The 12,244-nt window shown below is 63.2% G+C and carries 9 protein-coding genes; 8 read left to right on the top strand and 1 reads right to left on the bottom strand.

From position 1 onward, the window contains the following. The first annotated feature begins 4 nt into the window (after positions 1-4). The 7 genes from KNN17_RS06670 to KNN17_RS06640 all read left to right on the top strand — a co-directional run bounded on the left by KNN17_RS06670 (position 5) and on the right by KNN17_RS06640 (position 9,029). A complete protein-coding gene (locus tag KNN17_RS06670; protein ID WP_241708016.1) occupies positions 5-1,681 on the top strand; it encodes an ABC transporter substrate-binding protein in 1,677 nt (558 codons plus the stop codon). Between the two features lie 127 nt (positions 1,682-1,808). Then, a complete protein-coding gene (locus KNN17_RS06665) occupies positions 1,809-2,786 on the top strand; it encodes an ABC transporter permease (RefSeq protein WP_241708015.1) in 978 nt (325 codons plus the stop codon). 10 nt (positions 2,787-2,796) lie between these two features. Beyond that, the gene (locus KNN17_RS06660; protein ID WP_241708014.1) at positions 2,797-3,723 is read left to right on the top strand and encodes an ABC transporter permease; all 927 of its coding nucleotides are present in this window, start codon (positions 2,797-2,799) and stop codon (positions 3,721-3,723) included. Further along, on the top strand, positions 3,720-4,682 hold the full coding sequence (locus KNN17_RS06655; RefSeq protein WP_241708013.1) for an ABC transporter ATP-binding protein: 963 nt from the start codon (positions 3,720-3,722) through the stop codon (positions 4,680-4,682). The genes KNN17_RS06660 and KNN17_RS06655 overlap by 4 nt, the downstream gene beginning before the upstream one ends. Further along, complete coding sequence (locus tag KNN17_RS06650; protein ID WP_241708012.1) at positions 4,679-5,749, top strand: ATP-binding cassette domain-containing protein; 1,071 nt, start codon at positions 4,679-4,681, stop codon at positions 5,747-5,749. The genes KNN17_RS06655 and KNN17_RS06650 overlap by 4 nt, the downstream gene beginning before the upstream one ends. Next, on the top strand, positions 5,746-7,302 hold the full coding sequence (locus tag KNN17_RS06645; RefSeq protein ID WP_241708011.1) for a glycoside hydrolase family 32 protein: 1,557 nt from the start codon (positions 5,746-5,748) through the stop codon (positions 7,300-7,302). The genes KNN17_RS06650 and KNN17_RS06645 overlap by 4 nt, the downstream gene beginning before the upstream one ends. Positions 7,303-7,535: 233 nt before the next feature. Further along, positions 7,536-9,029, top strand: coding sequence for a glycoside hydrolase family 32 protein (locus tag KNN17_RS06640; protein WP_241708010.1), 1,494 nt, complete (start codon positions 7,536-7,538; stop codon positions 9,027-9,029). Between the two features lie 672 nt (positions 9,030-9,701). Here KNN17_RS06640 and KNN17_RS06635 read toward each other — a convergent pair. Continuing rightward, positions 9,702-10,688 (bottom strand): response regulator transcription factor, encoded by a 987-nt coding sequence (locus KNN17_RS06635; RefSeq protein ID WP_241708009.1) that lies wholly within the window; start codon positions 10,686-10,688, stop codon positions 9,702-9,704. A 358-nt stretch (positions 10,689-11,046) separates the two neighbouring features. Between KNN17_RS06635 and KNN17_RS06630 the strand changes: the two genes are divergently transcribed. After that, positions 11,047-12,210, top strand: a complete 1,164-nt coding sequence (locus tag KNN17_RS06630) for a LamG domain-containing protein (RefSeq protein ID WP_241708008.1) — start codon at positions 11,047-11,049, stop codon at positions 12,208-12,210. Positions 12,211-12,244 lie beyond the last annotated feature (34 nt).

Raw genomic sequence — 12,244 nt, 5'->3', positions numbered from 1 at the left:
CATCATGACACAACCCCGATTCTTGAGGTCTGCCCGCATTGCAGCGGCCGGACTGGCTGTGGGTGCAATGCTGCTGACTGGCTGCGCTGCCACCGTCAACAAGTCCGCCGGCACCGACGCCGGAGCCAACGCGAACGCCTTCCTGACCATCCCGCGTGAGGACATGAGCACCTTCGACCGTAACTTCAACCCCTTCGCCCCCACTGTGAACCCCATGGTCCAGCAGGCCATCTACGAACCCCTGATGGTCTTCAACCCGGCCAAAGGCAACACGGTCCCCTGGCTGGGCGCCTCCTGGGACGCTGCCAAGGACGGCAAATCCGTCACCTTCACCCTGCGTGAGGGCGTGAAGTGGTCCGACGGGCAGCCTTTCGTCGCCGATGACGTGGCCTACACCTTCCAGCTGCAGAAGAAGCTCAAGGGCGGCTTCGAGTACCTGGATTCCGTCACTCCGTCGGGCACCGACAAGGTGACATTCACCTTCAACAAGCCCTGGTCCCCCGCGCTCTATGAGATCGGGCAGCTCCCCATCATCCCCAAGCACATCTGGTCATCCATCGCCGATCCCGCGAAGGACACCAACGCCAACCCCGTAGGAACCGGCCCCTACACCCAGGTGGACAGCTTCCAGTCCCAGTCCTTCGTGCTGAAGAAGAACCCGAACTACTGGCAGCCTGACAAGCAGAAGATCGCCGGCATCAAAATGCTGGCAATGTCCGGAAACGATGCCGCCAACCTGGCCAGCGTCAACGGCGATGTGGACTGGTCCACCCAGTTCATCCCGAACATCGAGAAGACCTTCATCGCAAAGGACAAGGACCACCGCCACTTCTGGTTCCCGCCCACGGGCGCCATGATCAACTGGCAGTTGAACACCAGCAAAGCGCCGTTCAACGACGCGACAGTGCGCAAGGCCCTGAGCATGGCGGTTGACCGTGACCAGGTCACCAAGATCGGCATGAGCGGATACGCCACCCCGGCCGACTGCACAGGCCTCTCCGGCAACTACGCGAGCTGGAAGAACGCCGATGTGGCGAACAACTGCACCTGGACCAAGCTGAACGTCGACGAAGCGAACAAGATGCTCGACGCAGCCGGTTACCCCAAGGGCGCGGACGGCAAACGCACCCTCAAGGACGGCAAGCCCTTCGAGTTCAAGATCTCCGTGGGCGCCAGCTCCTCCGACTGGCTCTCCGTAGCAAACGTGATCTCCCAGAACCTCCAGGCCATCGGCGTGACCGCCAAGGTTGACTCCCCTGACTGGGCCTCCGTCGTCTCCAGCTACGAGCAGGGAACGTTCGACACCGGCATCGTCTGGAGCGCGAACGACCCCAGCCCGTTCAAGTACTTCAGCTCCACCATGGGCACCTCCACCGTCAAGCCGGTGGGCGCCAAGGCCACCGAGAACTACCACCGTTTCGGCGATCCAAAGGCCGATGATCTCCTGCAGCAGTTCGCTGCTGCCGGCGACGAAGCCGCACAGAAGCAGATCGCGAGCCAGCTTCAGGCGGAATACAACGCGGTGGCCCCGACGGTTCCACTGTTCTCCGGCCCCGAATGGGGCGACTACACGGACGTTCACTTCACGGGATGGCCCACTCAAGACAACCCCTACGCAACGCTCTCCGACCGCTCCCCCACCACGGTCCTGGTCCTGACCACTCTGGAACCACGCAAGTAGCCGGCACCAGTTCCCGGCCGGTGGCTGCCGTTGCCATATTCCGGTTCCCACCGGCCGAGAACCTTCTCATCTTTCCCGCCCGGGACCACTGTCGTCCCGGACCCCGCCTTTCCCGAACGGAGCAACCGTGCGCTTCATCCTGCGCCGCCTGGGTTTCTACCTGATCGCCTTCTGGGCCTCCATCACCCTGAACTTCCTGCTCCCGCGCTTCATGCCGGGAGACCCCGTCTCACGCATGTTCGCCCGTACCCAGGGCAAGATGCAGCCCGAACAGATCGAAGCCCTGCGCAAGATGCTCGGCGTGGATACGCGGCCGCTCTGGGAACAGTACGTCGACTACATGCACAACATCCTGACCGGCCAGATGGGTGTCTCCATCTCGCGCTTCCCCACCCCGGTCACCGAGGTCATCGCCAGCCAGATCGGCTGGACCCTTTTGCTGGGCGGAACCGCCCTGGTGTTCGCCGCCATCATCGGCAATCTCCTCGGCATCCTGGCCGCCTGGCGACGCGGCGGCGCGATCGACTCCGCCCTGCCACCGCTCCTGATCTTCATTGGATCCTTCCCGTACTTCTGGCTGGCCATGGGAGCCCTGTACCTGTTCGGCGTAGTGCTGGGCTGGTTCCCGATCCGCCACGCCTTCACGGATGGACTGGAGCCCGCCTTCACCTGGGAGTTCATCGGCGACGTCGGCGCGCACCTTGTGCTCCCGGCGCTGACGATCGTCCTGGTGTCCATCGGCGGCTGGATGCTGGGCATGCGGAACACCATGATCGCCACGAACGCCGAGGACTACATCACCATGGCCGAGGCCAAGGGTCTCCGGCCGGGCCGCATCATGCTCCGCTACGCCGCCCGCAACGCGATGCTCCCGTCGGTCACGAGCTTCGGCATGAGCCTGGGCTTCGTGGTGGGTGGTGCAATGCTCACCGAGGTGGTGTTCGCGTATCCGGGCGTCGGCTACCAACTCCTCAACGCCGTCCAAGGCCTCGACTACCCGCTTATGCAGGGCCTGTTCCTGACCATCACCGCCGCTGTGCTGCTGGCGAACTTCCTGGTGGACATCCTCTACGTCCGCCTCGACCCGCGTGTGCGCAGCAACTGAGGGACCCATCATGACAACCGCAATTCTCAAGCAGCCCACTGAGCCCACAGCTGCCCGCAAGCCCAACCGCAGTTTCGTCCACGGACTTATCACCAACAAGAAGGCCCTGGTGGGCATGATCGTGATGCTCGTGTTCATCGCGCTCGCGTTGCTGGCCCCCGTGCTGTTCCCCGGAGACCCATCGCGGATCACCGCGATGGCCTCGCTGGAACCGTCTCCCGAGCACTGGCTCGGCACCACGGCCAAAGGTCAGGATGTGCTTGCCCTGACTGTCCATGGCTCCCGCAGTTCCCTGTTCGTCGGGTTGACTGTGGGCTTCGCATCCACCTTCATCGGCATTTTGGTGGGCCTGGCGTCGGCGTACTTCGGCAAGTTCATTGACGAAGCACTGTCCCTGGTGACCAACGTCTTCCTGCTCCTGCCCGGACTCCCGCTCCTTGTCATCCTGGCCGCGTTCCTGCCGCCGGGTTTGGGAACCGTGATCCTGGTCCTCGTGGTCACCGGCTGGGCTGGTTCGGCACGTGTACTGCGCTCCCAGGCGTTGTCCATCCGCTCAAAGGACTTCGTGGCCGCGGCCGTGGTGTCCGGCGAACGGGCGGGCCGGATCATGTTCCGGGAAATCCTCCCGAACATGGCCTCGATCGTCATGGGAACCCTGCTCGGCTGCGTGATCTACGGCATCGGCGCCCAAGCAGGCCTGGAGTTCCTTGGCCTGGGCGACGTGAGCACCGTTTCCTGGGGCAACAACCTCTTCTGGGCCGGCAACGAGGGCGCCCTCCTGACCGGCAGCTGGTGGGTCTTCGTTCCCTCGGGTGTCTGCATCGCGCTGGTCGCGTTCGCACTGGCCCTCATCAACTATGCCGTGGACGAAGTCACTAATCCGCGGCTACGGAAGATCAAAACCCCAAAGAATACCGAAAGGAGCGCCGGCAAGTGACAGTCTCACAAGTTTCCTTCGGCTCCCATGAGCCCGTCCTGGACGTCAAGAACCTCAGCGTCAAGTACATCGGCGACACCCGCTCCACCACCGCCGTCGACCGTGTTTCCTTCAGCATCGGCACCGGTGAAGTGTTCGGGCTGGCGGGCGAGTCCGGCTGTGGAAAGTCCACCATCGCCAACTCGATCATGCGCCTCCTGAAGGATCCCGCGAAGATCGCCGGCGGCAGCATCTCCTTCGGCGGCAAGGATGTCCTGGCCATGAGCCCGGAGGAACTGCGGGGCTTCCGCTGGCAGGACGTCGCTATGGTCTTCCAATCGGCCATGAACTCGCTCAACCCTGTGCTCACCATCGGCGAGCAGATCGTGGACATCTTCACCACACACGCCGGCTACTCCCGCAAGGAATCCCTCCGACGCGCGGGCCAGCTGCTGGAACTTGTCAGGATCGACCCCGCTCGACTCAAGTCCTACCCGCACCAGCTTTCGGGCGGCATGCGCCAGCGTGCGGTGATCGCGATGGCCGTAGCGCTCAAGCCGTCGCTGCTGATCCTCGACGAACCCACCACGGCCCTGGACGTGGTGGTCCAGCAGGAAATCATGGCCCAAATCAAGGAACTCCAACGCGAACTGGGATTCTCCGTCCTCTTCATCACCCACGACATGTCCCTCATGGTGGAGCTCTCGCACCGCATGGCCGTGATGTACGGAGGCCGGATCGTGGAGACCGCGAAAGCCCAGGACGTCTACGCCAACCCCCGCCACCCCTACACTCAGGCCCTCATGGGTGCGTTCCCACCGCTCACCGGTCCGCGGGTTCCGCTGACCGGACTGCCCGACGGCGTGAAGTTCCGGAACATCCCCGACCTCACCGAAGCAGCACCCGGCCATTTCGTGGCACCTGTCAGTGCCGACGCTTCAGCGGCTGACACCGCCATCATGGAAGGAGCCGCACGATGAGCCACGCTGTGCTGTCATCCCGGCGCCCCTCCGCCGACACAGAAGCTGCGGCCCTCGAGGTCCGCGGACTAGGAAAGTCTTTCCCTCTAGGTGGTTTGTTCTCCCGGGAGTCCGTCCGGGCCCTGCACGGCGTAGACCTGGCCATTGGCCGCGGAGAAATCGTGGCCCTCGTGGGAGAGTCCGGGTCGGGTAAGAGCACCCTGGCCCGCTGCGTTGCCCGGCTGGAACGACCGAGCGCCGGGGAGATCCTGATCGACGGCGTCGACGTCCTCAAGCGCGACCGCTTCCAGGCATCGCGCGCCTTCCGCTCCCAACTGCAGATGGTCTTCCAGGATCCCTTCGGCTCGCTGAATCCTGCCCACAGGGTGGAGCATTTCCTGCGGAGGTCGCTGGCGATCCACCGGAAGGGCGGCAGCTCCGAGACAGAGACACGGCAGCGACTCGAGGAGCTTATGACTACCGTAGGCCTGCAGGCCGACATGCTGAACTCCTACCCGCACGAGCTCTCCGGCGGGCAGCGCCAGCGAGTCGCGATCGCCCGGGCCCTCGCCGTGGAACCACAGGTCATCCTCGCTGACGAACCCACCTCCATGCTGGATGTTTCGGTCCGCATCGGTGTTCTGAACCTGATGCGCAAACTCCGCGATGAGCAGGGAATCTCCATGCTCTACATCACACACGACCTCGCTTCGGCCCGATACCTAGCGGATCGGACGGCCGTCATGTTCGCCGGTGAGCTCGTTGAAGAGGGCGAGTCCTTGGACCTCCTGGCCAATGCGGCCCACCCGTACACGCAACTGCTGGTCTCAGCCGTCCCGGATCCGGCCAGGGCGGGCTCCTACGATCCCGTCCGCCGGGCCGAGCTGCGGCAGGCTGTGATGGCTTCGACCAGCTGCGCTTTCGACGGCGACCCAAACCAGGCCTGCTCGGCCGAGGAACCCGTTCGCCACGGTGTGGGCGACCCCGAAAACCGCCACTGGGTGCGCTGCCACCTCTACCGCCCGCAGGCTGGAGCCGGCGGCCACGCCCTGGCAACTGAACCTACCGATAACAAGGCCTCCGCATGACTGAATCGACGCACCCACTCGGCACCGTTCCCCAGGACGAACTGATTGCCCGCGCCGATGCGGACCCCCTTCGGCCGCGCTTCCATTTCGTGTCCCCGGCCGGTTGGCTGAACGACCCCAACGGCGTGAGCCAGTGGAACGGCACCTATCACCTCTTCTACCAGTACAACCCCGAAGGCGCCTTCCACCACCGCATCCAGTGGGGCCACGCCACCAGCACCGACCTCGTCCGCTGGACGGACCAGCCGGTGGCACTGGAACCTTCCGCAGGTCCGGACGCCGACGGCTGCTGGTCGGGGGTGTTGGTGAACGACGGCGGAACACCCACGTTGGTGTACTCGGGACGGCTGGGCGAGCAGGAGTTGCCCTGCGTTGCCGTCGGATCCGCAGACCTCCTGAGCTGGAGCAAAATTCCTCAGAACCCGGTCATCGCAGCTCCACCGGCCGGCGTGGACATCACGGCGTATCGCGATCACTGCGTCTGGCGCGAGGGTTCCATCTGGCGGCAGTTGGTGGGATCGGGCATCCGTGGGCGCGGCGGAACTGCGTTCCTGTACGAGTCCCGCGACCTGCGCTCCTGGGAATACGTCGGGCCCCTGTTCATCGGCGACGCCTCCCAGGGCGATCCTGCCGAAACCGACTGGACCGGGACCATGTGGGAATGCGTTGACCTGTTCCGGGCAGGCGGGGGCTCGTTGGGTACGGTTCCTACTTCTGGCGACGCGCCCGACGTGCTGGTCTTTTCCGCATGGGACAACGGCGACACCAGACACCCGCTGTACTGGACCGGCCGCTATTCGGAAAACACCTTCGAGCCGACCGGGCTGCATCGGCTCGACTACGGAGGACGGTTCTTCTACGCGCCACAGTCCTTCCAGGATCAGTCCGGCCGACGCATCATGTTTGGCTGGCTTCAGGAAGGCCGCAGCAATGCCGCGATGATCGAGGCCGGGTGGTCGGGCGTCATGAGTTTGCCGCGCGTCACCACCCTGGCCGACGACGGATCCCTGGTGTTCGCGCCCGTGCCTGAAATCGAGAAGCTGCGCCGGGACCACGTCGGCCTGCCGGTACAGGAATTGGTGCCCGGGGCACCTGTGCCGACCGGGGTGTCCGGCAACCAACTGGACCTCGAACTGGATTTGCAGCTCGAGCCTGGTGCCGTGCTGCGGCTGGGCTTGCTGGGATCAGCTGACAATGGTGTCTCCGGCAGTTCCAAGGAGGAAACAGTGATCGAGCTGCGCCGGACCACTGAAGGCGGCAGCCAAGGCACACTCCGCCTCGACCGTACTCAGAGCAGCCTCGATCCAACCGTTGATGTCGACGACAAGGCCGGACCACTCCCGATGCCCGACGGCCGGGTGCACCTGCGCGTCCTGGTGGACCGGTCCGCCGTCGAAATTTTCGCCAACGGCAAGCCGCTCACCGCCCGCGTTTACCCGACCCTGGCCGGCGAGCACGTGAGCCTGACCGCCGAAGGTACCGTGAGGCTGCTCTCCTTCGATGCCTGGACCATGGCTGAGATCTTTGGAGAAGCTCGGAACCTCTTCCCCTAACTCAGGATCCGACCTCTCCCGCCTTTGGAGTCATCACCAAATCGCTCAATCACCTAAGACATCCAGCTCACGGCCGCGGGCATCCCGCCGCGAAGCAGACGTACGACCTATACAAGAGCAACTGCCAACCCCAGCATCCGTCCAGCCGCCGAACAGCGCCCCGCACCGTTCGCCGGCTGGATGGCCGCACCCACCCTTCCTCAGGAAGACGAAATGAAACGAGACTTTGATTCATGACTGCGGTAACCGCGCCCACACGTGAGGCTTTCCGGCCGGCGATGCATTACGCCAGCAAGGACACCTGGCTCAATGACCCCAACGGCCTCATCTACTACGAGGGTAATTACCACCTCTACTACCAGAACAACCCCTTTGGGAATGTCTGGGGAAACATGTCCTGGGGGCACGCCACCTCCACGAACCTCATCACGTGGACAGAGCAACCCGTCGCTATTGCCTGCGACGAATACGAGGACATCTTCTCCGGCAGCGTCGTTTACGACCAGCACAACACCAGCGGCTTCGGCGACGGAACTGCTGCACCCCTGGTCGCCATCTACACAAGTGCCTACAAGGAGAACTCACAGCACGCCGGGATCCAGGCCCAGTCACTCGCGTGGAGCACGGACGGCGGCTACACCTGGTCCAAGTACCACGGAAACCCGGTCCTGAACCGCAATTCCGCGAACTTCCGCGACCCGAAGGTGTTCCGCTACAACGGCCCGGCCGGCGCCTATTGGGTAATGGTCGCTGTCGAGGCACTGGATTTCACGGTCGTGATGTACCGTTCGGATGACCTGAAGAGCTGGGACTACCTCAGCAGTTTTGGGCCGGCCAACGCTACTGGCGGAGTCTGGGAATGTCCTGACCTGTTTCCTCTGCCACTTGACGGGAACGAGGACCTGATCAGATGGGTGCTGACCGTTAACCTCAATCCCGGCGGGCCGAACGGAGGATCTGCTGGACAGTACTTCGTGGGAGACTTTGACGGCGTGACGTTCAGGTCCGAAACCACGGTCACTGGAGGCGACCAGGATCCGGCGCACATGGCCGAGTATCTTTGGCTCGACTGGGGCCGGGACTACTACGCGGCTGTGTCCTTCAGCAACGTTCCGGACGGTCGCCGGCTCACGATGGCCTGGATGAACAACTGGCAGTACGGCAACGACATTCCAACCTCCCCGTGGCGAAGCCCCATGTCGCTTGTACGCGAGGTCTCGCTCGTCACCTCTGAAGGGGCACCGCACCTCACCCAGCAGGCCGTGATTGACCCCGCAGCGCTTACCCGCACAGTTGCCTACACAGAGCTGGACGTCGATGGCATCCGTTCCGTGGCAGGCGGGGGCTCCGTGCAACTCATCGAGGTAACGTTTGTGCCCGGTTCCGCAGAGGAATTTGGCCTCGTGATCCGCGGCAACGGCAACGAAGGTATAAGGATCGGCATCCGTCCGGGTGACGGCAGACTGCTCGTGGATCGAACGGTCTCGGGCAACACGGCGTTCCACAGCGCCTTCGCATCGATCGACACCGCGCCCCTGCGTGCCGTGGATGGAGCGTATAACCTGCGCATTTTCGTTGACCACTGCTCTGTGGAGATCTTCGCCCAAGACGGAGAAATCACCCTCACCGAACTGGTCTTCCCAGACCCCTCCAGCACCGGCGTATCGCTGTACACCACCGGAGGAACAGCAAAGGTCACTTCGCTCAGGCTCATCACCCTCGCCTGACCATGGCTGCCCAACCGCCGGATGGTTTCAGACCCACCCAATCAACGCGGCGGGTGGACGACGGCGGCCCAGCTTGCCGGCCAGGGCACGCGCCTGAAATAGAGAGTCCCCTGGCGCGCGTGGGTTTGAACGCCTTGCCGCTGCCCTGCAGTCACTACCTCCGCCGCGCCGAACTGCTGTTCCCGGTCCTCACCGAGTGGAGGAAAAGAACTCCATCGCGATCGCCAGCAATGAGTCCTTCTCGAGTGACATGTGGACCTGCAACCTGTCCTTGGAAGGTGATTTGGCCCGGGAGGCGGCGCCTGACTTTCAGGTTTCGTGCTGCGACCGACTGCACGCCTCCCGGCCCAAGAGTGTGGGGCTATACACACCGAGGAATCTGTGGAAGCCCGCGCGGCTTTCCTGGTCCGCCTACTTGGAGATGGTGGTTGGTAGCCAGGCGGGTCTGGTTCTCTCAAAGTCAGTAATTAGTTCTTGGTCTTGCAGGGTCAGAAGTCCGATTGACGTGTCTAGTAACCCCTCCGTCTCAAAACGCAAGACTTACAAGACAAAACAACTGGCACGTCAGTCCATATCTTGGAATGCAGGCCCGGACGACGAACCCTTGGCGCCCGATCCTGTTCCAAGGTCCGTGAAGGGCCTGACTGCGTTGCGCCTCCGCAACGACGGTCGCTACCTTAGGTCGAGCCGACGCAGGCCCGCACCGATGGCCACCGAGGCCACACCCGAGCGGGATTCCTGTGCCATCTTGACGAGGATGTTCTCCACGTGTGTTGTGACGGTGCGGATGGAAATACCGAGTTCGGAGGCAATCTGCTGATTTGAGCGCCCCGCCGTTATCCGATCGATGACCTCCGCTTCCCTCGTGGTCAGTCCGAACGGAAGTTCCATCGGTGTTTCAACGATCAGGGCAACGTCACGGTGTCCTGCCCATGCCGCGGCCGTGCGGGTGATTTCCAGCGCGACCGTGCCGTTGTCCGTGGCCCACAGCCCTGAGACGGAAGCTGCGTCGCCTGCGAGGAACCGGGCGACGAATTCGCGGAAATGCGGCCGGAAGACCACGCTGCTCATGGCCCTGGAGATGACGGGGCGGGGATCGTCCTCTCCGTCGAAGAGGGCGGCTTTGCAATCTTCCCGAAGCCGGAGCGTGGGGTAACCCGCGGTTTGACGTCGGCACAGCTCAGCGACGATCGGTGAGAGAGCGCCGATGAGGTCCCGGGCATCATCGTCGAAGTTGTGGAAATGAGCGGCCGAGAGATGGAGCATTCCCGAGTATTGGCCATCGTCGGAAATCAGGCACGTGCTCATCCCATCGGAAAAGCCTGCCGGTGCCAGCGCGGTCTGATACAGACGGGTTTCCCGGTAGTCGTACTTCAAGTCATCAATGCGCAACGGTCGATGCAGTTTCAACAGCTTCCGATGTGCCTTGGTTGCAGCGTAAGGGTCGCCCAACGCGGCCAGGGTTTCCGGCTGGTAGCCATCATTTGCCAAGACATCATGCCGGGCTTGGACTGGGTCCCAGAAGAGCAACGCCGCAGCGTCATGCCTGGTGCCATCGGCCAGGATGTGCAGGATCTGGTCAGCACCGTCAAGGTGATATTGCGCCGCACCGGCAGCAAAAGCCGCCTTGAGTAGAATCCGGGACTTTCCGCTGACCATCAAGGCCTCCAAGACAGGAGGAACGTGTCCTCCGGGTATGCGGCTTAATTATACGGCTCACGATCCGGGTCGCTCATGCCCGGGTTCCAACATCTGAACGGCCCCCGTGATTTCCATGCCTTCGTCCGCCCGGTTGCTCGGCAGTACGTATAAATACCGATACTGCAGGCGCGGCCGCATTCATAGGCTTGATTACACAAAGCGGTGAGCCTTGTATCGGTCGTGAAAGAGCACAAAGTGAAAAGCATTGAGCCAAAACCCGGTGAATCCATCATGGCGTGCGGGCACAGTTGCCTACTCGATCAGCGAATCCGACCCGCCTCGTGCGGCGGCAAGGCCGGAACGAAGGACCTGAGCGATGGCCGCTCCTGAGCTTCACGGGCAGGCGGACCGGTTCACTGTCAGCCCGTCGGCGGGCATCTGTTTCACCATCACTTGCCGGGGCGCATCCAGTTTTGAGACGCAACTGCTGCGTCTCAAAGGCAGCCGAGGCGAAGAAGCGAATCCGGAGCTGGGAGGAACTGCGGTGCGCAGCAGTATCAATGCACGATATGAACGCCGCCGGCATGGAATTTGCCGCCACCCCTACCTGGAAGTGCCAGGCAGCGAAAATGTCTTCAGCGGGGCTGCTGGCGTTACCTTCGGGGCTTTCATACGCTCCGACGCGCCGACGGCCGCCCGGCAAGCGGTTCTCACCGCGTGGGACACAAGCATGGGCGCGGGATTCGGAATATTCCTTCAGAAGGGAAAGCTGACGCTTTTGGCCGGCCACGGCGAGGCCAGGATGGAGCTCAGCATCCCCGAACCTCTCCAGCCGGGCATCTGGTACGAAGTGGCCGCGACCTACGACCTCGCATCAGGTCTCGGGGCCCTGTCTCAGAAACCATGCTCCGCGGGCGTGGGGTCCCGACGTATAGCGTCCCCGAGAGCCCGCAAAACCCGGACAACAACTGATCATTGCAGACTCGCGCAGCTAACGCCCGCGCCGATCATGATCGGCGCCAGCGCCAAGCTCACTTCACACTGGACGGCTGCCGAAGAATCCTTCAGGGGAACGATTGAATCCCCCTACGCCATCGCGAACGCAACAAGTGCCTCGGATCTGCCGGGGCTGCACGCCCGGCGCTTGGACTCTCCTGCCCTACTTGCGGCATGGGATTTCTCCCAAGGGCTTTCCGACGACGGCATCCACCCCGATGAAGTGCCCGACATCACCGGTTCTTTTGACGCCCGCTGCGTGAATGCACCGCTGAGGGCGGTCCAGGGGCATCTTGGCAACGCGATCGAAAACTTCAGGACCGCGCCGGAAAGGTACGGCGCCATCCGTCTGCTGGACAGGCAGCCTGATCCCGAGAGATGGCAGTCGCAGATCACCCTCGCAGTCCCGGAATCCCTGGAAAGCGGGTTCTATGCCGTGCGGATACGCGCCGCGAATACCGAGGAATATGTCCCGTTTGTCGTCTCGCCGCCGAGACAACCGACGTTGCACAGGGCAGACGGCACGGGGGCCGCACCCGATTGAGTTCCGCCCACGAGGCCAAGTCGCATCATTGAGC

It is taken from the genome of Arthrobacter bambusae (assembly GCF_022606295.1).
GTDB classification, from domain to species: domain Bacteria; phylum Actinomycetota; class Actinomycetes; order Actinomycetales; family Micrococcaceae; genus Arthrobacter; species Arthrobacter bambusae_A.
The sequence above is the reverse complement of the archived record's forward strand: the minus strand, read 5'-3'. Positions and strand labels throughout refer to the sequence as shown.

Bases quoted from the DNA above. Each gene is read 5' to 3' on its own strand.
- KNN17_RS06670 (WP_241708016.1), top strand. From the start codon at position 5: ATGACACAACCCCGATTCTTGAGGTCTGCCCGCATTGCAGCGGCCGGA.
- KNN17_RS06660 (WP_241708014.1), top strand. From the start codon at position 2,797: ATGACAACCGCAATTCTCAAGCAGCCCACTGAGCCCACAGCTGCCCGC.
- KNN17_RS06650 (WP_241708012.1), top strand. From the start codon at position 4,679: ATGAGCCACGCTGTGCTGTCATCCCGGCGCCCCTCCGCCGACACAGAA.
- KNN17_RS06645 (WP_241708011.1), top strand. From the start codon at position 5,746: ATGACTGAATCGACGCACCCACTCGGCACCGTTCCCCAGGACGAACTG.
- KNN17_RS06640 (WP_241708010.1), top strand. From the start codon at position 7,536: ATGACTGCGGTAACCGCGCCCACACGTGAGGCTTTCCGGCCGGCGATG.
- KNN17_RS06635 (WP_241708009.1), bottom strand. From the start codon at position 10,688: ATGGTCAGCGGAAAGTCCCGGATTCTACTCAAGGCGGCTTTTGCTGCC.
- KNN17_RS06630 (WP_241708008.1), top strand. From the start codon at position 11,047: ATGGCCGCTCCTGAGCTTCACGGGCAGGCGGACCGGTTCACTGTCAGC.